The organism is Gemmatimonas groenlandica (assembly GCF_013004105.1).
Lineage (GTDB): Bacteria > Gemmatimonadota > Gemmatimonadetes > Gemmatimonadales > Gemmatimonadaceae > Gemmatimonas > Gemmatimonas groenlandica.
Map to the genome: position 1 here is coordinate 3,530,140 of NZ_CP053085.1, position 23,320 is coordinate 3,553,459.

The following is a 23,320-nucleotide window of genomic DNA, read 5'->3' on the forward strand; positions in this document are numbered from 1 at the left end:
GCCCGGACGCGGTTGGCCCCAGACCTGCCGATATGGCGCCGTTGAGTGCAATTTTACCTGGGTATGTCTGCGGCACGCCAGCGGCATCCATGATTGTCCGTTCACGACGACGCGGCGCGTGTTCGAGCGGGGCTCAAGTACTTCTGCCAATCTGAATCGTGTGCCCATGATCGTTCGCACCGCGATGCGGCTGTCCATCCTTGTGCTGGCGACCGCGGAGCCGTCGCTCGCGCTCGGTCCTTCGGTTCCGAACCGAGTACGGCCGACCGATGCCGCTGCGATCGCCCGCCCGGTCGAGCCCATCGCGATCGCCGTCGAAGATGGATCCGCCCCCTGGTCCCGGCCCGATGGAACGGGATACGCCAACGAGATCGTGGCCGCCGCCTTTGGCGCGCTCGGGATACCGATTGCTCAGCACGTTGTGCCGTATGCGCGCTGCCGGGCGCTCGTGATGGAAGGGAGCGTCGTGGCCTGCTACAGTATGTCGAAGGCGCCCGACCTGCAGGGCCTCGTGGCGTTTCCCGCCATGCCACTGTTCCGGTGCACGACGGAGCTGGTGCAGAATCCGGCCCGGCCCGTTTCCGCCACCGCGTCGATCAGCGCGTTGCGCGATCTGCCGCGCGGTACGAGCGTGGGCGTCGTGAACGGTTACGAGTATCCCCCTGAGGTCGAGGTCGCACGCCAGCGCGGTGCGATCGTGCTGAAGTCGGTCACTTCAGAAGAGTTACTGCTCCGGTTGCTGGCGGCGGGCCGACTGCAGACGGCGCTCGTGAATCTGAACGACAGTAAGCCGCTCCCGTTTCTCGCCGCACGCGCAGGCGTGCGTGAGCCGCTCGCCCGGCTCGCCCGCGTAGGCCCGCTCGATTCACATCTGGGGTTCAGTGTGCGTCATCCCCGGGGGCTCGCATCCCTGCGGCAGTTCGAGCAGGGTATGGCGACCATTCGCCGCAACGGCACACTCGCCCGCATTGAACGGGCGTGGGCCGACAGCTCGCGGGCCACGATCCTGCGGGCCAAGGGACGGCAGGCAGTACGCGCAGGCGGCGCGTGACGGTTCCTCTCGCCACCGGGCACCACGCGCATTCATCGGACGGCTCGATCAGCGGGCGGCTGCTCGTGGCGCTGGGCACCGTGATGTTCGTGTCGTTTGCGATCGTACTCGCGGTAGTGGTGCTCGTCATGCGCAGCTACGAGATCGATTCGCTGCGTCGGGAGTCGGTCCTGTCGGCGGATCGTCTCGCCAAGGTGCTCGAGCCGGCGCTGTGGAATGTGGACGTGCCGCACGCCGGCGAGCTGGCGACTGCATACATGGCCGACCAGCGCATCGTTTCGATCACGATTCGCGAGACCCTGCAGGGCGAGTCCCGACGCTTCGGCAATCTTCGCGCGACCGACACCATGCTGGTGCGACGGGCCGTTGTACACGACGGACAGACCATCGGTGAGATCGATCTGGCCTTCGACCGTGGCGTGTATCGCGCGCATCTGCGTCGCGACATCAGCCTGGCCATTCTCGTCTCGCTGATCGTATTGGGCGTGTCACTGGCTGGACTGGCCGTGCTGGTGCGCGCCATGCTCGCCCGTCCGCTGGACGCGCTGTCCCGCGTCGTGACGCACTTCGCACAGGGAGACTACACGGAAGCGGCACAGCGTCGCGTGATCGGCTCGGGCGAACTGCGACATCTGAGTGAAGTCTTGTTCGACATGGGCGCGCAGATCGACACGCAAGTGCGCGAACTGACGGAAACCAATCGTCGGCTGGCGTTTCGTAATGCCGCCCTTGACGCCGCGGCGAATGCCATCTGGATCGTATCGCGCGAAGGCCACATCGAATGGGTCAACACTGCCTTCACCGTCTTGACGGGCTACTCGGCCGACGAAGCCATCGGTCAACGGCTGGTCGAGCTGCTCGACGCCGAGGTGCACGACACCGCGTTCTTCGACGCGATCCGGCAGATCATTCATACCGGGACGGTGTGGTCGGGCGAGATCACGAGCAAGCGGAAGGATGGTACGGTGTGGGTGGGCGAGCGCACCGTGACGCCGCTGGCTGATCCCACCGGCTACGTCGCGCATTACATCATCGTCGAACAGGATGTGACGCAGCGCAAGCAGCTCGAAGCGCAGTATCGTCAAGCGCAGAAGATGGAGTCGGTAGGACGTCTGGCCGGCGGGATCGCGCACGACTTCAACAACATGTTGAGTGTCATTCTCAGCAACGCCGAGCTGGCGATCGACCAGGTGGAGCCCGGTTCCGCCGTGCGCGACGACCTTGCCGAGATTCAGCATGCCGCGCAGCGTTCGGTCGATCTCACCCGGCAGCTGCTCGCCTTCGCACGCAAGCAGGACGTTGCGCCGCGCACGATCAATTTGAATGCCCTCATCGGCGAGTCGTTGAAGATGTTGGGGCGCATGGTGGGTGAGCAGGTGCAGTTCCTCTGGCGACCGGCCACGGCGCTGTGGTCGGTTCGTATGGACCCGTCACAGGTCGAGCAGGTCTTGGCGAACCTGTGCGTGAATGCCCGCGATGCCATTCAGTCGGTCGGCACGATTGTGATCGCCACTGAGAACCGTACGTTGCTGGCGACGGATGGCGATCTCGCCGATCTCACCGCGGGCGACTACGTGGTGATCAACGTGAGCGATACGGGCAGCGGCATGTCACCGGAGTTGCTGACGCAGATCTTCGAGCCGTTCTTCACCACGAAGTCGATCGGACTCGGCACGGGACTCGGACTCTCCACCGTGTACGGCATCGTGGCACAGAACGGCGGCGCCGTCCGGGTGTCGAGCACCGTGGGCCAGGGTACCCATTTCGCGATCTATCTTCCGCGCTACACGGGCGAGGAAGACACCGAGGTGGAGGTCGCCGCCGTCAGCGCGAGCACCACCGGCACCGAAACTGTTCTTGTGGTGGAAGACGAGGCGATGGTGCTCGCCATGGCGGTGCGCATTTTGACGGCAAATGGGTATCGCGTCCTCGCCGCCGGCTCAGCCGACGCCGCCATTCACACGGCGCAGTCGATGGAGGGCCCACTCGATCTGCTGTTGACCGATGTGATCATGCCCAAAATGGCCGGTCCCGACGTCGCCCGTGCGATCGGCGTGATCCATCCGCAGGCCGTGTGTGTGTTCATGTCAGGCTTCGCCGAGGCCGGCGGGCACACGCCCGCACCGTTCGGAGACAGCGCGTTGCACGTGTCAAAGCCGTTCACGCCGAGTGCGCTGGCGGGAGTGGTGCGCCGGGCGCTGGATACGCGGAGTCTGGCGCAATCTGCTGCTCGCTCAGCGGGTGCTCATGAACGCGAATAGCTCTCGCGAGACCTGCGGCGCAAGTCGCTCGAGCGCGTAGCTCGTCATGAATGTCTTGGCGATAATCTCCCGGCGAAAGCGCGGGGTGATCTCGCCGCTCTGCTTCAGCTGCTCGGCGCGTTGCTTACCGAGGTAGAGAAACGCCAAGCCCGCCGCATCTTGGCGGCTCACGCGATGGCGCACAAGCGACATATCGAGCGCCCCCACGTACAGCGCGTCGGCCGTCACGTTGCTCCACTCGGCGCGTAGCGGATCGACGAAGCGCAGCCCACGCAACTGCTGCGAAATCATTCCGCCTTCATCGCCGGCGGCCTCGCGACCTTGCCCGATGGCCTGCACGAGTTCCGTCGCGAGATCGATCGCCTCGTCGTCACGTGCCGCATCGTCCTGTGCGGCATCGGCGGCGGCTGGCGCGCTGCCCACCACGGCATCGGCGATGTGCACGACGAGCTGGGCCGCTCGTTCGACACTCTCACGCGTGCCCTCATTTGTCCACGCACGGCTGCTCCAGCGAATCCACTCGCGCCCGTCCAACTGCGCAATGGTCACCGCGGCCGTGTTCAGTGCCTCGAGAAACGCCGGCGCCGACAGCGACGCCACCTCGGCGCGCGATCGGATATCCTCCGAGCACATGCTGAGCGCGGTGTAGAGCTGTCCGTCTTCGGCGCGCACCCACTTACGGTCAACATCCAGCACGATCACGTCGGCGCCGAGCACGCTGGAGAGCATGGTCTCCAGAATCGTGTGCGTCTTCACCGAACCCTCGCGGTGCGTGAGCGCGTCGAGCGCCGCGTACTCATGTTGCGCCCACTCGTGCTCGGTCACGATATCACCCGCCGCCGCGCGCGCTTGAAACTCGGCGAACTGCGCGGCCAGATGCGTGGGCGGGCCGAGCACGATGGTGAGCTCGGTCAGGTCGAAGGAGGTGCGGTCCATCGGCGAAAGATGACGTGGCGACCGCGACTTCGAGATCCGATATTTACCCGGGTGTATTGACAGATATTTACATCCGGATATAATTCATGTATGACCAATCCTGGCCCCCAAACTGACCGCAAAGCGCTCGCCCGCGACTACAAGGGGTCGCGCCGCCCGATGGGCGTGTACTGCGTGCGCAATCTGCAGACCGGCGAGACGCTGATCGGGCGTTCCATAGATCTGCCGGCCATTCTCAACCGCGAGCGGACGTCGCTGCGATTTGGCGGCCACCCCATTCGCCGGCTGCAGCAGGACTGGAATGCGCTCGGCCCCGATGCCTTCACGTTCGATGTGCTCGACACCCTGACCTGGCCAGACGACGCACCCGACTTCGATCCCACCGACGAGTTGGTACTGCTCGAGGCCATGTGGCGCGAACGGATGCAACCCGATGGTGCCGGCAACTATGCAACCCGCAGCACACCGGCGCGCCCATGAGCGGTCATCTCGTCACCGCCTTTCGCGGTCAGGAACGACTCGCTTCTGGCCCACTGCGCGAGGTGGCGCGGGTGGCGTGGCAGGCCATCAAGGACGGCGCATCAAGCGCCGTGCTGGTGTTCGACGACGCGACCGGCCGCGTGATCGATCTCGAGATGCGTGGCGACGAGCGTGCGATGCTGGCGCATCTCGATGCGACCACGCGCGGGCCGGCGACGTCCGCCGCAACCGATGTCGACACGCCGGCGCTGGACCAGGCACCGCGTACGCGCGGACGGCCCAAGCTCGGCGTGGTCGCCCGTGAGATCACGCTGCTGCCGCGCCATTGGGAGTGGCTGGCCACGCAACCGGGTGGCGCATCGGTGGCGCTGCGCAAGCTGGTAGAGGCGGCGCGACGTACACATGCCGACGATGATCGCGCGAAAGCGTCGCGCGACATCGCCTATCGCTTCATGAACGCAATGGCCGGCGATCTGAGTCAGTTCGAGGAAGTGATCCGCGCGTTGTATCGTGGCGACGAAGCGCGATTCCGCGAGCTGATCGCCGAGTGGCCGCGCGACATTGCGGTGTACTCGGCGCAGCTGGCATTTCCGGTGTCATAGCTCACGCAAGAGGTCTCGCGAATAGCGTGCGCTACTTGCGCGGAACCCGACCGAAGAAATCGAACATCGCCGCAAAGTTCGGCTCCACGACGTTGGTGTGATTTCCGCCCGGCACCTCGATGTATTGCACCTCAGCACCGACATTCTTGAGCGCCGCCACCATGACGCGCGAACCACCGACCGGTACGGTGGGATCGGCATCGCCGTGCACCACGAATTGCGGAATCGTGCCGATCGTCTTCGCGGTCGACGCCACACCGAAGCCCGAGAACACGCCGAGCGCCGACCAGATAGTGGGCGTTTTCGCGGCGATCGCCCAGGTGCCGATCGCGCCCATCGAGTGGCCCACGAGGTAGATGCGCGTGCTATCCACGGCGTACTGCGTGCGCACAGCGGCCAGCACGTTCATCACATCCTGTTCGCTCAGCGTCCGCGCGCGAACAGCGGCCGGATCATTGCCACCACCCAGTGCCACGCCGTAGCCGCCATCCACGCGGTAGCCCAACGGCGCGGCAATGATGTAGCCACGCTGCTCGGCCAACTTCGGCAGCGTGCCGCCATAGGCTTCGAAGAACGAGTCCTCGGTGGCGCCCAATCCGTGCAATGCGACAATCAGCGGCAGTGGCTTCTTCGCTGAGTACGCCGTCGGTATGTAGAGACGGTACGGCATGATCTCGTCGGCCGCTTCGAGGCGGTAGTGCCGCTTGAGATCGCCGGTCCGCCCGACCCACGGGTTCTTGCCTGCCGTCACCGACTTCAACAGCGACTCCGCAGCGGCGAAGTCACGCGCCGCGTTGAAGGTGCCGAGTGCCACGCGGCTCGCGTTCACGGTGCGCATGCGGTCGATCGGAAAGAGCACATCCGACCGCAATGGCTCCGGCGCCTTGGCGGCGGCGGCTTCGAGCCGCTTCACCGACGCGTCGAGCCCGTTGCGCACCACGATACCGAGGTTGGCCGTTCCAAGCGCGCGCGCGCTGTCCAACAGCTCGACGGTCACCACGTACGAACCGTCGGGCACGTTCTGCATATCGGCGTTGATCGCGAACGGTGCATCGCGCAGGTCACGGGGCACGCCGTCGAACACACCGAGCTCTTTCACAAGGGCAAGCGGCGCGCGCGGATTCGCCGCGTCCCGCGAGCGCAGTGCCACGCGAGCGGTCAGCGGGCGCTCCAACGCGATGGTGGGCGAAAAGCTCTGCTCGAGACGCATCGTCCACGCACGCGATGGATCGACGATCAGGCGATCCGATCGCACCAGCACCGAACTCGCGAACTCCGCTTCCGGGGTCCACGGTCGCTTCTGCAACAGCGCGTTCGACTGCGCGAACAGTCGTCGCAGCTCGGACGTACGGCCGTACTTCGACGCGCTGGCGATGAGCACATCGAGTGAATCGATCTGCGTCTTGAGCTCGCCCGTTGGTTTGACTTGGTTCTTGAGCGTTGTATTCGTGACGCTGAGCGACAGAATCCCGGTTTGGGCCTGCGCGTGGACGTGCGTTGGCGCGAGACTGACGATCAGGGCGGAGGCCAGGCCCAGCGACCTCATGACGAACGACGGTGTGTGCGGTGTGTGCATGCATGGAAGCTGCGCGACGGGGCGGCGGCTTGTCCAGCGGAATGCACAACGGGCCACCCACCGTGTCGGTGAATGGCCCGCGCACACCACGTCATGGTGGTTACTGGTCGCTGAGCACGAAGGCACGCAGCGGTGCGCCACCGACATTGTTGTCGGCCGCGACAATCGTGCGCCCCGTGCCCGCCGTGATGGCGAGACTGGCCACGTTGATCGCGACTGCACCCGCTCGCGAGGCAGCCGCCGTGCCGGCCGGCACCACGCGCACCTGATACGTACCGGCGGCGAGGGGCAGATACGACGACGCGGTCTGGTACGCGACGTTGGCCAGCGTCGGCGTCGCAGTGGCGAGATCCGCACCGACGGCGGTGACGAAGATGTCCACCGCACCGGCCGTCGGGCTCAGATGGACCACGCGCACCCGCGCCTGACCCGACGCGGGCAGGGCGTTGTCATCCACCGTCTGAAAGGCGGTGACCGCCGTGCCCGACGCGCCACCGATAGCGTACACGGTACGATCCTGACTGGCGGTGACGGTGAAGTTGATCGTCGCCACCGTCGTGTTGGTGTCGGCCGTCCGCTTCAGCACGAGCGCGCGCGAACCCGACAGGACGGCGGCATAGAACGCCGTGTTCGGTGCCGCGAGACTGGAAGGCGTGCTCTGCGTGTACGTGAGATTCACGCCGAAGGGCAGCGACTCGAGAATCGCGTTCACCCGCCCACGTGTGGTATCGGTGATCATGTTGACGAAGCGGACGCGCCCCTGAGGGCCCGAGGGCTGCAGCGGCCCCTCGGCATCGGTGGTACCGCACGCCGTTCCGACGACGGCCAACGCCGCGAACAGCGCCATGGTGAAGCGACGTGTCACGCGCACGCTCGTTGAGTTGATCGGGTTCATAGTCATGATGGGCGTCCTCACTGGACCTGGCAGCTGGCCGGGAACGTGCCCGGCTCAGTGGGATCGGGAAGCGCCGCGAAGGTGGCGTTGGGATTGGCATTGCGGTCACCCACGGCGTAGGGCAGCCAGCATCGCTGACCTTGCACCGGGACAGCCGGCGCCGCCGTCGGTCCACGAATCGCGCCGCGACGCCGCGAGTCTTCCCACCGATGTCCGGTGCCCAACAGCTCGTAGCGACGCTGCGTGTAGATCTCCGCAAGCAGCTCCGGCTGCGTCAGCGCCGACGTGAGCGCCGGAAGGCACGCCTTGGGGTCGTCCAGTCCGCGACCACCGGTGCAATCGGTGCGTACGGAATCGAGCACGGCCTGCGACGCCACAAGATTACCCTGCGTGGCGAGCGCCTCCGCCTTGATGAGCAACGCTTCGTCCGGCATGTACACCGGCAGCGGCGCCTGCGGATTGGCCCAGCGGCTGAACGGATCCAGCAGGGCGCCCACGCGCCCCGTCAGTGTCGAGGACGGCGTCACGAAGTACGTGAATCGCTGATCCTGCGGCAGCATCGAGGTGCGGAACGAGCGGCGTACCGCGATGCCGTTGGTACCGCCCGTTACGGCCGCAAACGGATTGACCGTCGGCGCCGGAAAGGTGAGCACCGACAACGCCGCACTACCCGTGCGCGCCACGTTGTTCGACGCGGCCAAGGCCGTCGCCTGATCGTTGGCCATACGGGCGTAGCGTGCCCGGTACAGCTGGATCACGTTCGGCAAGCTGACGCCCGGCGTCAGAATGCTGTTGTTGAAAAACGCGCTGGGCGCGGTCGCCGCCACAGTCGCCGCGGCCGAGTCGAGCAGCGCGCGCACCACCACCAATCCGGCGGTCCGGCTCTCGTACGTCGGCGCGGTCACGCCATACGTCTGCAGCGGCACCTTCTGGTACGACTGCAACGCTTCGCCAAGCGCTTCGGCCTTGAGCGTCCATGCCAGCGCCTTGAGGCCGCTGCGCGTGCCCGGGTCGATACCGGCCGCCAACGCATCCGCGCCGGCCAGCAGGTCGTCTGCCGTACGTACGGTCCGATACACGGAGTTGAAGACGGCGTCGGCGATGCCGGTGCCCGACGGTACGGCGCCCTGCTCGGCATCGCTGATGGAGATCAGCGCCGCGCTGGTGGCCGCAAATTCGTCGGTGACCAGGCCGGCCGTGTACGCATAGTTGCCGTACGACGTCGCGAAGCGTGACTGCAAGCCCGTCGCGAGCGCGATCACGCCATCCACATTCGTGGTGACCTGCGCTTCCGTGGGTGAGTTGGGGTTCTGCAAGTCGAGGTTGCAGGCCCCGAGCGAAATGGCGGCCACGAGCGCCGCACTCTGTTTGATCATGCGCATGAGTTCTGGTCTCCGCGGGTCAGTAAGTGAATCGCGCACTGACGGACCACACGCGCGGAATGGGATAACCGCCGAAGTCGAAGCCGCGATCGGCGGCCGTGGTCTGCGCCGAGCCGACACCGCCGGCGTTGGTGCCGAACAGGTTGATCTCGGGATCGTAGCCGCTGTACTTGGTCCACACCGCGAGATTGCGGCCGGATACCGTCACATCGATGCCGTCCTTGAACAGACGACGTGTGGCCGGCACATCGAGCGTGTACGTGGCAGAGAGTTCGCGGAGCTTCACGAACGAGCCGTCCTCGACCCAGTATTCGAAGACGCCTTGCGTGCGGGCGTTGAAGCCCGGCGACACCTTGCGCGGGTCGCCATACGGCAGCAGCTCACGCTCGAAGGTCTTGGAGTTGCTGGCCACGCCGGCGTTCTGCGCGCGGGTGGAGAGATTCATGACGTCATTGCCGAACACGCCGTCGAGCAACATGCGGAAGCGAAGCTTCTTGCCGAGCGTGAACTCGTTGAGCAGCGAGCCGAGCCACGACGGATTCGGATCACCGATCACCTTGTTCAGCGAGTCGTTGCAGGTGCCTTGGCTGATCGCCTGACGCTGCGCCAGCGTGGCGCCCATGTCCACCGCCTGGTTGCTGCGGCGATAGCGACCGAGCGAGTCCAGCAGCAGCGCACCGGTCACGCAATTGCGTGCCGCGTACGAGCCGTAGAACACACCGGCTGGTTCGCCGGCGCGGATGCGATTCGGGTAGCCACCGGCCGACTGAAAGTCCTGGATGTCCAGCTTTTCGACCATGTTCTTGTTGGTCGAGTACGTCGCCGTCGTGGACCACTTGAAGTTGTACTTGTCCACGTTGGTCGTCTTCACCATCAGCTCGACACCCTTGTTCGACATGCTGCCGATCGGGAAGAACTGGCGCGAAAAGCCGGTGCTCGTGGCGAGCGGACGGAAGAACAGCAGGTCGGACACGAGGCGGTTGTAGTACGTCGCATCGACGGACAGCTTGCCGTTGAGCAGACCAGCCTCGGCACCCACCTCCCACTCGCGCGCGCGCTCGTTGCGCAGCGTCGGGTTGCCGAACGTCACGTCATTCACGAAACCCGGGCGGCCGGCGAACGGCAGCTGCGCGTAGGTGATGTACTGCGAATAGGCATTCACGATGCCCGGCTGACTGCCCGCCCAACCCAGTGCACTGCGCACGCGCAGGTTGTTCACGAGCCCGTCGCCATTGTTCAGGACCACGTAGGAGGCCGACAGCTTGGGGAACGCCTGCCAGCGCTCCGAGGGCGCGAACGTGCTGGACGCGTCGTAGCGCACCGCACCACTCAGGAACAGCCGGTCCTTGATGGCGACTTCCTGCTGGCCGAAGAAGCCCAGCGTGCGCAGTTCGACTTCCGTTTGTCCGGCGCTGAACACCGAGCCCGCACCCACCAGTTCACCGACCGGCGCGAGTCCGTTGGCGACGGCATTCGTGGTACGCACCTTCTGGCTCGTGTAGTTGAAGCCGCCGGTGGTGCGCATTTCGAACGCACCGATCGGCTTCCAGGAGTACGTGCCAATACCGTCCTGATTGACGATGCGGTTGCCCTGAAACACCGACTGCGAGCGACCCGTGGCGTTGGGCGCCGTGCCCAGCACCGCGTTGCGCGGGATGAACTGCCGCTGTTCGAACGACGTGTTGTCCACGCCGATGGTGTAGTCGAGCACGAGCTGCGGCATCGGCGTCCACGTCAACTTGCTCGATCCGATGAACCGGTCGATCGTCTGCGGGTTCTTGATGCGATCGATGGCGAGCAGCGGATTCGTGCCGAGCGCTGGCGGCAGCGGATAGATGCCATTCACCGGGCGGAAGTCGACGTTCGTGGGCGCGAAGAACAGCGAGCCCATGATGCCGTAGTCGTTCTGCTCACCGAACGCCTGGAACTGGTTCTGCGTGGTGACGTAATTCGCCGTCACGTTGGCGACCAGCTTGGGATTGAGCGTTTGCTGCAGATTGATGCGCGCGCCCTGACGGCGCGACGACGTGCTCTTGAGGATGCCATCTTCGGCCGAGGCATTCGCGCTGAGGAAGTAGCGCGTCTGCTCGTTGCCGCCTTCCACGTTCAGGTTCTGCTCCGTTCCCGTGGCGCGCTTGAAGATGTCGTCCTGATAATTGAAGCGCGCCACCGGCAAGCCGTTGGCGTCGAAGGGATACAAGTTGAACGGCTGCTGCTCGCGCAGTTCGTTCGACGAGTAGCGACTCGAGAGCGAGAAACGTGGCTTGCCGATGCTGCCACGCTTGGTGAAGATCTGCACCACGCCGTTGTTCGCGCGCGATCCGTACAGCGCTGCGGCGGCCGCGCCGCGGATGATCTCGATGCGCTCGACGTCGGCCGGATTGAGGTCGGCCAGGCGATTCTGCGGATTCGAGCGACCACCGAGGTCGGTGAGCTGCGCCGAGCCGTTGTCGATGATCACGCCGTCGATGATGTACAGCGGATCCGAGCCCGAGATGAACGAGTTGGTGCCACGCAGGCGCACCGACATGCCGCCACCACCTGGACCGCCGGAGTTCTGCGAGATCTGCGCGCCGGCCACCTTGCCCTGCAGCGCCTGATCGAGCGTGACCGCTTGCGCGCGGCTGATGATCGTCGAATCGACCGATGCAATGCTGGTGCCGACCTTGCGCTTCTCGGTGGGTGCCGCCGAACCGGTCACAATTACTTCGCTCAGATTCACCGCACTCACCCGCAGCGTGAAATCGAGCTGCGCCGTGGCGCCCGCCGCGACCGTGACCGGCAAGGTCGCCGGCGAGTAACCGATGCGTCGCACGCTGATCATGCGCGGACCGGCGGGAACGCCCACGATCACGTACTCGCCATTCGTACCACTGGTGGCCCCGACCCGGGTGCCGGTGACCGTGACCTGCGCCTCGGCCAACCCCCGACTATTTGCGGCGTCGGTCACCTTGCCGCGCACGGTTCCCGTCCCTGCTGCTCCCACTCCTGCCTGTGCCGCCAGTATGGCCGGCGGCGCAAACAGCGCCAACGCGAGTGTCATCGCGCTGCGCCGCACCTTTGGAAAAATCATCCGTTGGCTCCGATTCTGCGTGTCCGTCACGGGCCGACTGACCTGTCGGCCACGGTCCTGCGCGTTTGTGTAATGCGAGACATATAGCGCGGACGGCCGAACGGAACCAGACAGGACCGAGAGTCTTAACGCCGCCGGTCGCAGCGCAACAGCAATGAGAGCGGACGGCGCGTCTCGGGGTGAAGCGGCTCGTGTAGGGCGCGAATGCGCAGCCCCGCATCGTCGAGTTCCTGGTGCCAAGAGGCCAGCGTTCGGAAGTACCACGGCATGGCGTCGGGAAACGTCACGCCGAAGCCCTGGAACTGCTCCTCGCGCCAACCGCACGTGTAGGGCCCGTCGCCCATCGCATTCCACGGATGGACGGTCTGGATGAGCAGACTCCCGTCGGGCGTCAACCGACGAGCCAATGCAGCGAGCAACGGGCTGAGCGGGTCACCGAGCAAGGCGAAATTGCACACAATCAGATCCCAAGGACCCGCCACCGCCTGCGCATCGCCTTCGGCAGCCGCATCCGCAGCCGCATCGGCGATGATCGCCTCATAACTCACCGTGTCGTAGCGGACGCCTGGCATCGGTATGGCACAGGCGTGAGCGATCAAGCCCGCACTGCCGTCGATTCCCAACACATCACGCGAGGGGTTGGCGATGGCGCGTGCAAGCCATCCCTCGCCACAGCCGACGTCCAGGACACGAAGGGAGGCGCGTCCTGCACACACGGACTCGATCGCCGCGACGATTGCGGCGTCGGTACCAGCACGACGACTCGGGATTCGCTGCTCGCGCACGGCGAGAGTCCACGCGGTGGCGTTCGCGTCCCAGCTGTCCCGCAGTCGCTCATCGAGCAGGGGTGACGCGGGCGGAGCCGGAACGAAGTCACCGGCGGCGGACGTTGAATCACCGGTGCTCATTAACGCTGCCTCGCGATCCAAAGGCACATCACGAGCACCGCGAGGGCGGGCAGCGAGCGCTTCACGGGATCTTTCACCTTCAGGTGCATCGCGATCGCGCCAACCATGAGCGTGGCGACAACCAACGCTGCCGGGCGCACGATCACCGGGACCCAGATGCCCGCAATCAACGCCAGTCCAGCCACGACCTTCAGACCCCCGACGACATAGAACATCCAGTACGGCAACCCGTACGCCTCGAACTCGCCACGCAGTGTTTGCGCGTGTCCACCGCGGTAGCTGGTAGAAGCACCGCGGCGAATCATCCAGACGTTCAGTAGGCCAAGGCCTACCACCAACTGCAGAATCACCAGAATCGGCGATGACGTCATGTGTAGCTCCTCGAGTACGTGTAAGACACGCGCCAACGCTTTCTTGAATTAACAACGGTTTCATGACGCTCGCAGTTCAGATCTCCTTCGTGCTGTCCGTGACGCTTTTTCTGGGCTACGGCTTCAGCTGCCTGTTCATGGGCGCCATGGTCGACGAGTTCGCCCGCTACAACCTGTCCCGGTTCCGCCGGCTGGTGGGTCTGCTCGAAGTCCTTGGTGCGCTCGGCTTGCTGGCGAGCCTCCTTTTCCCACCGTTGGTGTTTCCTTCCGGCGGCGGGTTGGCGTTACTGATGGCGCTGGGAGTAATCACCCGCGTGCGAGTCCGGGACCCATTGATCGAAGCGCTCCCGGCCGGCGTGCTCATGGTGATCAACCTGTTCCTGTGTGTCGCCGCGCTACAGGGTGTCCAGGTGAGCCGATAGCGGCGCATCGCGGCCCGTCGGTACTGGAATCGCCACGCTGGCACGCAGCAGCGCTTTCACCACGACGACCAGTGTGACCATGAGTAGCCCGTATCCCGCGAGTCGCTGATCGGAAGCGCCGTAGTTCACGCACACGCGCGTCGGCGCATCAAGCAACAGCATGCCGACGGTGGCCGTCATCCACGCCGTGTTGCCAAGCACGAAGAGCTGGACGATGGCGCCGGCCGCGCGCCAGGAGCGCGCGCCCACGACACCGACGGCCCACAGCGACAGCGCCTTGGCGACGTCTACACCCACGTGCCCCACGGCGGCGTCGAGCCATCGCGGAATCATCCAGAACGCGACCCCACCGGCGGCCAGTACCAGGCCACTCATGCCCTGGCGATTCCAGCGGCTGAGCCACCCGGATTCCGGCGACGTCGTACGAGACGCAATCACGCCTGACGCGATCACGCCGGCCGCGATCAGCAGCGGAATCTGGACGAGCATGTGCAGCCACATGGTGCGCTCGAGCGCATCGCGTGCTACGAGGCAGCCCGCTACGAGTGCCATGCTTCCCATCAGTCGGCCACGCGTCTGCGACTCTCGCGTCATCGACCCTCGCGTCATCGACTCGCGCGTCATCGACTCGCGCGTCATCGGGTGTGCGCTCCCGCTGAGGCCACCGGCCCCGGTGCGGCAGACACGGCGGCGAGCGCCGCATCGATGGCGTCGTCGCGTGCGTCGATCGGCAGAATGGCGACCAGCTGTCCCGCCGGATTCACCACATGCAGTGCCGCATTGTGGACGAAGCCGCCGGCACCATCGGCTATGACGCGAATCCCGAAGGTGCGCAGCACGCCCGCAACCTCGTGTGCATTCGAGAACGTCGCAATCGTCCAGACGGCCGGGTCGGGATGCATCGCGATTGCGTAATAGCGCAACCGCTCTGGCGTATCCCACGTGGGATCGAACGAGATGGTGAGCAGCCGCACGCGGTCGGCCACCCCGCGACGCACGATGTCCGCCTGCAGCTGTTGATACGTAGCGCCGAGCGTGCCGCATAGCGTCACACAGCGCGTGTACACGAAGTCGACGATCGTGGCGCGACGCGTCGCCGCGATGAACTGCGGCGCTCGATGCTCGTCTACCAATGTCACGGCCGGTACCGAAATCGGGTGCGCCGCCACCGCCACCGCGCGCGCGGCGTCGGTGGTCCATACACGAAACCCGTGCGTAGCGGCGCCCAGCAACGCCACCACCGCGGTCAACGACACGACGGCGCCGGCAATGCCGCGCCATGCACTCACGGGACGCGCTCCAGCTCCTCGCCACCAGCCCACGGCGAGGTGCGTGCCGCGGTGGCGGCGCGTGCCGTTGCCACTTCGCTCACGGTAATCGCGCTGCCCGTATTGCCGAACGCATTCCGCACATACGTGGACACCGCCGCGAGCTCGGCGTCGCTGAGCGTATTCCACGCCGGCATCATGCCGTTGTAGGTGCTTCCCAACACCTCGATCGGACCTTGAATCCCGTGCAGCAAAATCGCCAACAGCCGTTCCTCTGAGCCCGACACCCACGGCGATTTCGCCAACGGCGGAAACACCCCCGGCAAGCCAAGTCCACTGGCTTGATGGCACCCTGCACATTTGCCCGTGAAGACCTGCGCACCATCAACCGCGGCGTTGGCCGGTGGCGCGGCGAATGCCGCCACGGTGCGCTGATCGCCAAGCATGGGGGAGACGCCCGACTCGCTGCGCGTGAGATACCAGCCGCCCCACAGCCCACCGGCCAATGCCAGCGCCAGCAAGGCGCGTGGCAACGGACGGATTTGTTCTTCCGGGTCGTCGTTCTCCCGATCCCGCGGTGCCCGCGTTTCCGGCGTCATGGCGCGGCGCCCGCGTTGCGCCCGGTGCGAACGGGATACGTGTGGTCCAGCGACAGCAGATAGTCCACCAGTGCGATCGCCTCGGCCTTCGCCACGATGCGCACCCCGGCAGGCGCCGCTCCCGGAGGCAACTTCACCACCACCTCGCCCGCCTGCGCGGGTCCCGTCCGCTCCTCGAAGAAGAACGGATAGGCCGGCATGATCGACTGCGCCATGTACGCCCGCGGCTGATACAGATGACCGAGGTGCCAATCCCTACTCGGCTGCCGCACCGCAATGTTGAAGAGATCGGGACCGGTGCGCATCGTGCCCAGCAAGTGCGGCTCATCGTGCACGTAATCAGCCGGGACCGAAGGCCGCCCCCATCCCCGTTGCTGGTCGGGTGCGACGCTCGGATCACGTGGCTGCTGCGAGTGACAATAGATACAGCCGTTGGCGATATACACCGCGCGACCAGCCTGCTGCGCGGTGGTATACGGGGCCGGCTTCGCGGGCCGCGTGGTCGTGCGCGTGAGGAAGTACGGCATGACGACGAGCGCGACGATGGAGAACGTCACGATCGCCAGCGCGCCGGCAATGAGCCGGGTGAGATCCACCTGCGCTTCACGACTCATGCGCCGCTCCCGCCCAACGCGAGGCCGGCGCTACCCGGCGTGTAGCTCCGTGTGCGCAGCAGTGTGGGTCCACGCTTCACAGCACCACGGCGCGTGAGCATGAGGCCCACGTGGAGGGCGAACACGAGATGTCCGAGTGTCATCAGCGAACCGCCGAGGGTCCGCACCAGCAAATAGGGCTTGGTGATGACGACGCTCTCGATAAAGGGCTTGGAGGCGTCGAGCATGGCCAGCCCCTGCAACCATCCACCGATGGAGAGTCCGATGAAGTAGGTCGCAAAGCCGATCATGACGAGCCAGAAGTGCAGACTGATCAGTCGATGCGACGGCCATTCCCAGTCGAGCACCCGCGGCAGCATGAAGTAGATCGAGCCGAACATGACCATGCTGAAGAAGCCGTAGAGACCGAGATGCGCGTGCGCGACGGTGTAGTGCGTGAAATGCGTGACCGTATTCACCACGCGCAACGATTCGATCGACCCCTGCACCGATGCCAGTGTGTACATCATGCCGCCCAGCACGATGAAGCGGAGCGTGGGCGAGTCACGAAGCGCGCCGAGGTGTCCCCACGAGGTGCGATGCTGGTTGATCGCGACGGCGGTGACCGGCACGATCATCATGACGCTCTGCACGATCGACAGCGAAATGATCCAGCCAGGCACGGGACCACCGATCAGATGATGTCCGCCCACCTGACTGTAGAAGAACGCGAGCGTCCAGAAGCCGACGAGCGACAGGTTGTACGAATGGATCGGCTTACCGAGTACTTTCGGAATGAAGTAGTAGATCGCCGCCAAGCCGATGGGCGTGAACCACAGACCGAGCACGTTGTGGCCGTACCACCAGTTCATGGCCGCCTGGCTGACGCCGCGGTGCACGCCCGGCCAGTTCGCGACGGTAATGAGAATGGGGAGCCAAATCAGGCCGGCGGCGATGTACCACACCGAGACGTACAAATGCTCGACCGCGCGGTTACGCAACGTGCGCAGCAACGCGACCCCCATCATGGTTCCGCCAATCACCATGGGCACGTCGCACTGCCACGGAAACTCCAGCCACTCGAGACCGGTACTCTGGCCGGCCAGCACGGCGATGATGCCGGAGCTGACGCCAAGGCCCCACAACACGGCGCCGGCCGCGGCGGTCTTCGCGCCGACCAGCGGCGTACGGAGCAACCGTGGCATGAGCCAGAGCGCGACCCCGAACGCCGCCAAACTGCACCAGCCGTAGGCCACGCTGTTGAGGTGTGCCGGACGAATGCGACCGAACGAGAGCCACGCCTGCCCGGTCAGCCAGTCAGGAACGTGCAACTTGATCGAGGCGACTAGTCCGAACACGGACGCCATGACCAGCCATGCGACCGCGAATCCGATGCACAACAGCACCGGCCACTTGCCCGACGCGTCCTGGATGAGACGCTCGTTGGCCTCTTCCGCGGTGAGGACCGAGAACTCGCCGGTGTGTCCCGTGCGATTCATGGTTTCCTGCAGCGCGTTCTGGCCGGCCACACTCGCGGCCGCGGGCTCCTCGGCCAACCCGATTTCCTTCGCGCCAAAGATCACCCGACTCGCTGCCGATTCCGGACCGAAGAGTCCGTTTGACATCGACCAGATAAACAGCCCGAGTCCGCCGAGTGACGCAAAGAATGTCACGACGAGCAAGCCGATCGTAAACGACATGAATCCGGGAATCAGGAAGTGGCCAGTGCGGGTGCGCGCGTCAGGCGCGCACGCCGCATACCAATACCAAGGCCTGAAAGGCAGAGGGGTTCCCGAACGTCAACGCCGTGCTTCAAGTATGAGATTGAACGGCGTTTCCGCCGCACGACGGAAGTGCGTGAAGCCCGCTTTCTGGAACACCTCGCGAAGGCGCGCCTCACCAGCCTGCGCGCCCAGCACCATCGTGCCACCCTCGGAGATGGCGTGTGCGCAGCAGATGGTCGTCGAACCGGCGTAGTACAGACGGCCAACCGTGGACAGGTTCTGCTCCACTCGGTCGTGCGCAAACGGCTCGACGAGCAGCACGGAACCCCCGGGCGCCAGCATCTCGGCGGCGTATGTGGCGGCGGCCAACGGATCACCAAGATCGTGCAGCGTGTCGAAGTAGCAGATGAGCCCATACTTGCGGCCGGTGTAACCAACGGCCGAGTTCACTTCGAACGACAGGCGTGACGAAACGCCGGCGTGGTCGGCATTCTCGCGTGCCGCGGCGATCGACGGAGCGTGGGAGTCCACCCCGTGGAAGCGTGAATTGGGAAAGGCCTGCGCCATCAGCACACTGGAATGACCGTGGCCACAGCCAATGTCGGCCACGTCGATACCCGATTCGAGCTGCGCCACCACACCGTCCAGCGCCGGCAGCCAGCTCGGCACCAGGTTGGCGCGATAGCCGTTGCGGTAGAACGCCGCCACGCCGCAGCTCAGGCGGGCCTCGTGCTCGCCCCACGCCACACCACCACCGGTACGAAACGCGTTGAGCGTCTTCTCCTCGTCGAACCACATCGACGCCGGCGCGTTCCACGCGGGTGGAACGAAAACCGGGCTCTCCTCATCGGCTAACACCATGGCCTGCTCGGGCGACAACTCGTAGCTGTCGCTGACCGCATGATAGTCGACGTAGCCGCCGGCGGCCTGAGCATTCAACCACTCACGCACGTACCGCTCGGCGCAGCCCGCGCGGGCCGCCAGCTCTGTAGCGCTGATGGGCCCGGCGCCCCACATTGCCTTGTAGAGCCCTAGTTTCGAGCCGAGGCTGACCATCACGCCGCCGTATGCCGACGCGAGATCGCCGACAGCGCGCATGACAAATGCCTCGAGCCTGGCCTGATCTATGACGGGTGCGGTCATCGTTGCGGACATCGTATTGAACTCCTTTCGTGAGATGTTGGCATGCAAAGCGCAGCGAGATGTGCGTGCTGCACTCGATCATGATCACCACCGCGCGATGCCGACTACAGCGTTGAATTCACCCTCGATCGGTTCATTTCTGCCACGACCCCGCGACGCCGCTGTGTCGAGTTCAGTCGCGTGGCTCGGCCAATGACCGCATCCCTCCACGCTGGCGCCACGTCCCGGCATGTAAGCCTGGTCGCCATTCCCGACGCTGTCGTCTCGACGCTGGCCGGCATCTATGACGTGATGAACGGCGGCGCGATGCTTACGCTCTCGGCCGCCGGTGCGCCCTCACCGTTCCATGCCGACATCGTTGGTGAGCAAACCGGGCCACTGCAGCTGGCCAGCGGACTCCCCATGCAGGTGCAGCGCGCCATCGACACCATTGAGACGACGGACATCGTGATTGTCCCGTCGGTGTTGCTGCAGCCCGGCGGATGGGAGACGGGACGCTATCCAGCGTTGGTGCAGTGGCTGCGCACGATGCACGAGCGCGGTGCCATACTATGTTCGGCCTGCTCCGGCATCTTTCTGCTCGCGGAGACCGGCTTGTTCGACGATCGTGACGCGACGATGCATTTCGCCTATGCGCGATCGTTCTCGCAAACGTTTCCCCGCGTGGCGATTCACGCCGAGCGGGTGTTGGTGATCTCCGGACCGCGCGAGGATCTGGTCAGCTCCGGTGCATCGACCACGTGGCATGACATGGTGCTGTATCTGATCGCGCGATACGCCGGTGCCACCACCGCGCAGGAAGTGGCGCGCTTGTTTGCCTTGCAGTGGCATCAGGACGGCCTGACGCCGTACATCATCTTCGAAGGGCGCACCGACCACGGCGACGCCGAGATCGCGGGCGCGCAGGAATGGCTGCGCGATCACTTCTCAGTGGCGAATCCTGTGCATGAAATGATTAACCGGTCTGCGTTAGCCGAGCGCACCTTCAAGCGGAGATTTGCGGCAGCAACTGGCATCACGCCGATCGCCTATGTGCAGCGGCTACGGATGGAAGATGCGAAGCGGCGGCTGGAACGGACCGACGCCAGCATCGAGGACGTCTGCTGGCGCGTGGGTTACGAGGACGCGGCGTTCTTCCGGCGCCTGTTTCAGCGTACCACGGGGATGGCGCCTGGCGCGTACCGCAAGCGTTTTCGGATTCCGGAGTTCGCGCGACCGTAGGGATGACCCAACCGGCGCCGATTGTCTCAGACATGTTCTGCGCCAACGACGTGGTTTCGCGCCCCAACCGTGAGCGCGACAACGATCACCAGCGCGGCGACGGCGTAGGTGCCCTGCATGCCGGCGCGAACGGCGGCCGCGTGGGCCCGCGTGAGGTCGTCACTTCGCGAGGCGAGTGCGAACACCGCACCCATGACGGCGGCGCCCGTGATGAGGCCGAGATTGCGTGAGAGGTTGAGCAGTCCTGATGTCACGCCGCGCAGTGCCGCTGCGGCGCCTGACATGACCACCGTGTTGTTGGCCGTTTGAAACAGGCCGTATCCGGCGGTCATGATGGCGATCGGAACGAGGTAGCCCGGCAGGCCGACGTTCGCCGGCAGGATCGCGAGCAACAGCGAGCCCAACGCGATGCCGAGCAGACCCAGTAGCGTCGTGCGCGGCGCGCCGATGGCGTCGGCTAGTCGGCCTGAGGGAACGCCGATCACGGCAGTCACGATGGGTCCGACCGACATTGCGAATCCCACCGACGTGGCACTGAGGGTCAGCGAGCGCGAGAGATAGAACGGACCGACCACCAGCGTCGACATCATCACGGTCGACACCAGCACGTTCATGGCGAGACTCGAGCGCCGTACGCGATCACGGAACATCGCCAGCTGGATGAGCGGCGACGCCACGATCGATTCCACGTGGACGAGCAGCGCGATGCCGCACACCGCCGCGGCCAGCAGCAGCGCATTCAGCACGCCCAAGTGTCCGCGCCCGATGGTCACGGCGAGGGCATACGCGGCGAGCGTCAGCGCCAAGAGCACGGTGCCGGCGAGGTCGAAGCGCTGTCGCTTCGCCGTCGCGTGCCGATCATCTTCGGTGGAGCGCGCCGGGAGGTAGCGATGCGCGAGCAGGAGCGCAGCAATGCCGAGCGGCACGTTAAGAGCAAAGAGCGCGCGCCAGCCGAACCACGCGATCAGGAGTCCGCCAACACTCGGCCCCGCCGCCGTGCCCATCGCCGACATGGTGCCGAGCAAACCCATCGCGCGTGCCGTTTGCGCGGGCGGAACGGTCTCGCTGATGAACGCGTGCGTGAGCGCCATCATGACGGCCGCGCCGACGCCTTGCAGGGCGCGGGCGGCAATGAGTTGAGCGAGCGTATTGGCGAGCCCGCAGAGCACCGACGCGGCCGTGAAGAGTGCGAGACCGGCCAGCAACAGGCGACGGCTGCCGAGGATGTCGCCGAGTCTGCCCGCGCTCACGATGAGCGTCGTGATGGCGAGCAGATACGCCAGCACGATCCACTGCACGCCCTGGAACGATGCGTGGAACGCGTGCGCCATGCTCGGCAACCCCACGTTGGCGATGCTGGTGCCAAGCGATGACAGCAGCATCGATAACGACAGTGCCGCCAGCGCGCCGCGGAGGGAGCCCGTGGGCGCCTCCACAGCACCAGACGCAGCAAGTACAGCAGTGTCCACCTACGCCGTCCTCGCGGCGGGTGGGTTGATGAACGTACGGAATCGCTGCTGGACTGTCGGAATCACCCCCCACACCATCGCGGCCACCATGGCCGGCGCCACCAGGAGCGTGCGCTGCCAGATGGACCAACCTGATGTGAGCGGAACCACGACGTACAGAATGGCGGTGATGGTCGGGTAGGCCCCGAGCAACACGAGCAGCGCGAAGCGCGGCCGGGAGAATCGAGTGGATGCGTTGATGTGTGTCATGGACGAACCATTCACTGCATCACGCATGGCGCAAAGCGCATGTATTGCACACAATACCTGCATAGAACGCCATGTACCCAAGGTTCGCACAGGGCCCGCCGCCATGACTGCTCCCGACTTCAATCTCCTGCTCACGCTCGACGCGCTGCTCACCGAGCGCAGTGTCGCACGCGCCGCCGACCGCCTGGGGCTCAGCCCTTCGGCCATGAGCCGCGCCCTCGCGCGCCTGCGCGCCGTGACGGGCGATCCGCTGCTGGTGCGCGCCGGACAGCGACTCGTGCCAACGCCGCGCGCCCTCGAGTTGCGCGATCAGGTGCGTCACCTGGTCGACGAGGTGGGCGCGGTGCTACGACCGGCCGAAGCCGTGACCCCGGCACGACTCGCCCGCACGTTCACGCTGCGCACGAGTGAAGGGTTCGTGGAGAACTTCGGTGCCGCGCTCCTGCGCCGTGTGCATCGCGACGCGCCCCACGTGCGCCTCCGCTTTCTGCCGAAAGCCAACAAGGACAGCGCGCCGCTGCGCGACGGCACCGTTGATCTCGAGACCGGCGTCGTCGAAGCGAACACCAGTCCCGAGTTGCGCGCGCAAGCGCTGATCCGCGATCGCTACGTGGGAGTCGTGCGAAAGGGGCACCCGCTCAGCAAAGGCAAGATCACACCGCACCGATACGCCACCGGCCAGCACATCTCGGTGTTTCGCGGTGGCCTCGACGATGACCCCATCGATGAGGCGCTCACGGCACTCGAGGTGAAGCGAGAAGTGGTCGTCGCGATCATTGGCGGCTTCTCGTCGGCGCTGGCGGTGGCGCGCGCATCGGATCTCATCGTCACCGTGCCAGAGCGCCACTCGGGTACACTGCGCACCGGCATGCACACCTTTCCGCTGCCATTCGCGACGAAGCCCTTCACGATCTCCCTGCTCTGGCATCCGCGCCTCGATGCCGACCCGGCGCACCGGTGGTTGCGCGGGTGCGTGAAGGAGGCATGCGAGGCGCGCTGAGCCTCATGAGGGACTTCGGACGGCCACTGCGCGTGAAGAGAGACGCCCTTCTCGCTCTCCGCATTCGCCCTCCGACGTTCCGGGTACCTCATGTCAC

At 65.5% G+C, this 23,320-nt stretch carries 22 protein-coding genes; 7 read left to right on the forward strand and 15 right to left on the reverse strand.

Features of this window, described 5'->3' with window-relative positions; all coding sequences use genetic code 11:
• Positions 1 to 166: 166 nt before the first annotated feature.
• Together HKW67_RS15060 and HKW67_RS15065 are read left to right on the forward strand one after the other, a co-directional pair.
• Positions 167 to 1,051, forward strand: a complete 885-nt coding sequence (locus tag HKW67_RS15060; protein ID WP_171226171.1) for a type 2 periplasmic-binding domain-containing protein — start codon at positions 167 to 169, stop codon at positions 1,049 to 1,051.
• A complete protein-coding gene (locus HKW67_RS15065) occupies positions 1,048 to 3,312 on the forward strand; it encodes an ATP-binding protein (protein ID WP_171226172.1) in 2,265 nt (754 codons plus the stop codon). Before HKW67_RS15060 ends, HKW67_RS15065 begins: the two co-directional genes overlap by 4 nt.
• Here the strand turns inward: HKW67_RS15065 and HKW67_RS15070 are convergent.
• A complete protein-coding gene (locus HKW67_RS15070; protein WP_171226173.1) occupies positions 3,286 to 4,248 on the reverse strand; it encodes a hypothetical protein in 963 nt (320 codons plus the stop codon). The two genes, HKW67_RS15065 and HKW67_RS15070, sit on opposite strands and share 27 nt — an antisense overlap.
• Positions 4,249 to 4,338: 90 nt before the next feature.
• On the opposite strand from HKW67_RS15070, the gene HKW67_RS15075 reads away from it, so the two are divergent.
• On the forward strand, positions 4,339 to 4,728 hold the full coding sequence (locus HKW67_RS15075) for a GIY-YIG nuclease family protein (protein WP_206044440.1): 390 nt from the start codon (positions 4,339 to 4,341) through the stop codon (positions 4,726 to 4,728).
• Positions 4,725 to 5,330: a DUF2239 family protein gene (locus tag HKW67_RS15080; RefSeq protein WP_171226174.1), complete on the forward strand. Its 606-nt coding sequence runs from the start codon at positions 4,725 to 4,727 to the stop codon at positions 5,328 to 5,330. The genes HKW67_RS15075 and HKW67_RS15080 overlap by 4 nt, the downstream gene beginning before the upstream one ends.
• Before the next feature lie 31 nt (positions 5,331 to 5,361).
• Here HKW67_RS15080 and HKW67_RS15085 read toward each other — a convergent pair whose 3' ends face one another.
• The 6 genes from HKW67_RS15085 to HKW67_RS15110 form a co-directional block, all read right to left on the reverse strand.
• Positions 5,362 to 6,906 carry a carboxylesterase family protein gene (locus tag HKW67_RS15085; protein WP_171226175.1) on the reverse strand — a complete coding sequence of 515 codons (1,545 nt, stop codon included), beginning with the start codon at positions 6,904 to 6,906 and terminating at the stop codon, positions 5,362 to 5,364.
• 100 nt (positions 6,907 to 7,006) lie between these two features.
• The gene (locus HKW67_RS15090; RefSeq protein WP_171226176.1) at positions 7,007 to 7,807 is read right to left on the reverse strand and encodes a DUF4397 domain-containing protein; all 801 of its coding nucleotides are present in this window, start codon (positions 7,805 to 7,807) and stop codon (positions 7,007 to 7,009) included.
• Between the two features lie 11 nt (positions 7,808 to 7,818).
• Positions 7,819 to 9,183 carry a RagB/SusD family nutrient uptake outer membrane protein gene (locus tag HKW67_RS15095; RefSeq protein WP_171226177.1) on the reverse strand — a complete coding sequence of 455 codons (1,365 nt, stop codon included), beginning with the start codon at positions 9,181 to 9,183 and terminating at the stop codon, positions 7,819 to 7,821.
• Positions 9,184 to 9,202: 19 nt separating this feature from the next.
• Positions 9,203 to 12,256, reverse strand: a complete 3,054-nt coding sequence (locus HKW67_RS15100) for a TonB-dependent receptor domain-containing protein (RefSeq protein ID WP_171226178.1) — start codon at positions 12,254 to 12,256, stop codon at positions 9,203 to 9,205.
• Between the two features lie 125 nt (positions 12,257 to 12,381).
• Entirely contained in the window at positions 12,382 to 13,164 is a 783-nt protein-coding gene (locus tag HKW67_RS15105) for a class I SAM-dependent methyltransferase (protein WP_171226179.1), read from the reverse strand.
• Complete coding sequence (locus tag HKW67_RS15110; protein ID WP_171226180.1) at positions 13,164 to 13,535, reverse strand: DoxX family protein; 372 nt, start codon at positions 13,533 to 13,535, stop codon at positions 13,164 to 13,166. Before HKW67_RS15110 ends, HKW67_RS15105 begins: the two co-directional genes overlap by 1 nt.
• A 62-nt stretch (positions 13,536 to 13,597) precedes the next feature.
• Here HKW67_RS15110 and HKW67_RS15115 point away from each other — a divergent pair, with 62 nt between their 5' ends.
• Positions 13,598 to 13,957, forward strand: coding sequence for a DoxX family protein (locus HKW67_RS15115; protein WP_171226181.1), 360 nt, complete (start codon positions 13,598 to 13,600; stop codon positions 13,955 to 13,957).
• On the opposite strand, the gene HKW67_RS15120 is transcribed toward HKW67_RS15115, so the two are convergent.
• The 6 genes from HKW67_RS15120 to HKW67_RS15145 all read right to left on the reverse strand — a co-directional run bounded on the left by HKW67_RS15120 (position 13,931) and on the right by HKW67_RS15145 (position 19,296).
• Entirely contained in the window at positions 13,931 to 14,596 is a 666-nt protein-coding gene (locus HKW67_RS15120; protein ID WP_171226182.1) for a hypothetical protein, read from the reverse strand. The two genes, HKW67_RS15115 and HKW67_RS15120, sit on opposite strands and share 27 nt — an antisense overlap.
• Positions 14,593 to 15,246 carry an SCO family protein gene (locus tag HKW67_RS15125; protein ID WP_206044441.1) on the reverse strand — a complete coding sequence of 218 codons (654 nt, stop codon included), beginning with the start codon at positions 15,244 to 15,246 and terminating at the stop codon, positions 14,593 to 14,595. Before HKW67_RS15125 ends, HKW67_RS15120 begins: the two co-directional genes overlap by 4 nt.
• Positions 15,243 to 15,824 (reverse strand): c-type cytochrome, encoded by a 582-nt coding sequence (locus HKW67_RS15130; protein WP_171226183.1) that lies wholly within the window; start codon positions 15,822 to 15,824, stop codon positions 15,243 to 15,245. The genes HKW67_RS15125 and HKW67_RS15130 overlap by 4 nt, the downstream gene beginning before the upstream one ends.
• Complete coding sequence (locus HKW67_RS15135; RefSeq protein WP_171226184.1) at positions 15,821 to 16,438, reverse strand: cbb3-type cytochrome c oxidase subunit II; 618 nt, start codon at positions 16,436 to 16,438, stop codon at positions 15,821 to 15,823. The genes HKW67_RS15130 and HKW67_RS15135 overlap by 4 nt, the downstream gene beginning before the upstream one ends.
• The gene (locus tag HKW67_RS15140) at positions 16,435 to 18,117 is read right to left on the reverse strand and encodes a cbb3-type cytochrome c oxidase subunit I (protein ID WP_171226185.1); all 1,683 of its coding nucleotides are present in this window, start codon (positions 18,115 to 18,117) and stop codon (positions 16,435 to 16,437) included. Before HKW67_RS15140 ends, HKW67_RS15135 begins: the two co-directional genes overlap by 4 nt.
• A 99-nt stretch (positions 18,118 to 18,216) precedes the next feature.
• Positions 18,217 to 19,296, reverse strand: a complete 1,080-nt coding sequence (locus HKW67_RS15145) for a class I SAM-dependent methyltransferase (RefSeq protein ID WP_171226186.1) — start codon at positions 19,294 to 19,296, stop codon at positions 18,217 to 18,219.
• A 180-nt stretch (positions 19,297 to 19,476) separates the two neighbouring features.
• Here HKW67_RS15145 and HKW67_RS15150 point away from each other — a divergent pair, with 180 nt between their 5' ends.
• The gene (locus HKW67_RS15150) at positions 19,477 to 20,505 is read left to right on the forward strand and encodes a GlxA family transcriptional regulator (RefSeq protein WP_171226187.1); all 1,029 of its coding nucleotides are present in this window, start codon (positions 19,477 to 19,479) and stop codon (positions 20,503 to 20,505) included.
• 26 nt (positions 20,506 to 20,531) lie between these two features.
• On the opposite strand, the gene HKW67_RS15155 is transcribed toward HKW67_RS15150, so the two are convergent.
• Both HKW67_RS15155 and HKW67_RS15160 read right to left on the reverse strand, forming a co-directional pair.
• Positions 20,532 to 21,974: an MFS transporter gene (locus tag HKW67_RS15155; RefSeq protein WP_206044442.1), complete on the reverse strand. Its 1,443-nt coding sequence runs from the start codon at positions 21,972 to 21,974 to the stop codon at positions 20,532 to 20,534.
• Entirely contained in the window at positions 21,975 to 22,223 is a 249-nt protein-coding gene (locus tag HKW67_RS15160) for a putative antibiotic biosynthesis monooxygenase (protein WP_171226188.1), read from the reverse strand.
• Between the two features lie 103 nt (positions 22,224 to 22,326).
• On the opposite strand from HKW67_RS15160, the gene HKW67_RS15165 reads away from it, so the two are divergent.
• Complete coding sequence (locus HKW67_RS15165; RefSeq protein WP_171226189.1) at positions 22,327 to 23,223, forward strand: LysR family transcriptional regulator; 897 nt, start codon at positions 22,327 to 22,329, stop codon at positions 23,221 to 23,223.
• Positions 23,224 to 23,320: the final 97 nt, after the last annotated feature.

Bases quoted from the DNA above. Each gene is read 5' to 3' on its own strand.
- HKW67_RS15060 (WP_171226171.1), top strand. From the start codon at position 167: ATGATCGTTCGCACCGCGATGCGGCTGTCCATCCTTGTGCTGGCGACC.
- HKW67_RS15070 (WP_171226173.1), bottom strand. From the start codon at position 4,248: ATGGACCGCACCTCCTTCGACCTGACCGAGCTCACCATCGTGCTCGGC.
- HKW67_RS15075 (WP_206044440.1), top strand. From the start codon at position 4,339: ATGACCAATCCTGGCCCCCAAACTGACCGCAAAGCGCTCGCCCGCGAC.
- HKW67_RS15080 (WP_171226174.1), top strand. From the start codon at position 4,725: ATGAGCGGTCATCTCGTCACCGCCTTTCGCGGTCAGGAACGACTCGCT.
- HKW67_RS15085 (WP_171226175.1), bottom strand. From the start codon at position 6,906: ATGCACACACCGCACACACCGTCGTTCGTCATGAGGTCGCTGGGCCTG.
- HKW67_RS15090 (WP_171226176.1), bottom strand. From the start codon at position 7,807: ATGACTATGAACCCGATCAACTCAACGAGCGTGCGCGTGACACGTCGC.
- HKW67_RS15095 (WP_171226177.1), bottom strand. From the start codon at position 9,183: ATGCGCATGATCAAACAGAGTGCGGCGCTCGTGGCCGCCATTTCGCTC.
- HKW67_RS15100 (WP_171226178.1), bottom strand. From the start codon at position 12,256: ATGATTTTTCCAAAGGTGCGGCGCAGCGCGATGACACTCGCGTTGGCG.
- HKW67_RS15105 (WP_171226179.1), bottom strand. From the start codon at position 13,164: ATGAGCACCGGTGATTCAACGTCCGCCGCCGGTGACTTCGTTCCGGCT.
- HKW67_RS15110 (WP_171226180.1), bottom strand. From the start codon at position 13,535: ATGACGTCATCGCCGATTCTGGTGATTCTGCAGTTGGTGGTAGGCCTT.
- HKW67_RS15115 (WP_171226181.1), top strand. From the start codon at position 13,598: ATGACGCTCGCAGTTCAGATCTCCTTCGTGCTGTCCGTGACGCTTTTT.
- HKW67_RS15120 (WP_171226182.1), bottom strand. From the start codon at position 14,596: ATGACGCGCGAGTCGATGACGCGCGAGTCGATGACGCGAGGGTCGATG.
- HKW67_RS15130 (WP_171226183.1), bottom strand. From the start codon at position 15,824: ATGACGCCGGAAACGCGGGCACCGCGGGATCGGGAGAACGACGACCCG.
- HKW67_RS15135 (WP_171226184.1), bottom strand. From the start codon at position 16,438: ATGAGTCGTGAAGCGCAGGTGGATCTCACCCGGCTCATTGCCGGCGCG.
- HKW67_RS15140 (WP_171226185.1), bottom strand. From the start codon at position 18,117: ATGTCGTTTACGATCGGCTTGCTCGTCGTGACATTCTTTGCGTCACTC.
- HKW67_RS15145 (WP_171226186.1), bottom strand. From the start codon at position 19,296: ATGTCCGCAACGATGACCGCACCCGTCATAGATCAGGCCAGGCTCGAG.
- HKW67_RS15150 (WP_171226187.1), top strand. From the start codon at position 19,477: ATGACCGCATCCCTCCACGCTGGCGCCACGTCCCGGCATGTAAGCCTG.
- HKW67_RS15160 (WP_171226188.1), bottom strand. From the start codon at position 22,223: ATGACACACATCAACGCATCCACTCGATTCTCCCGGCCGCGCTTCGCG.
- HKW67_RS15165 (WP_171226189.1), top strand. From the start codon at position 22,327: ATGACTGCTCCCGACTTCAATCTCCTGCTCACGCTCGACGCGCTGCTC.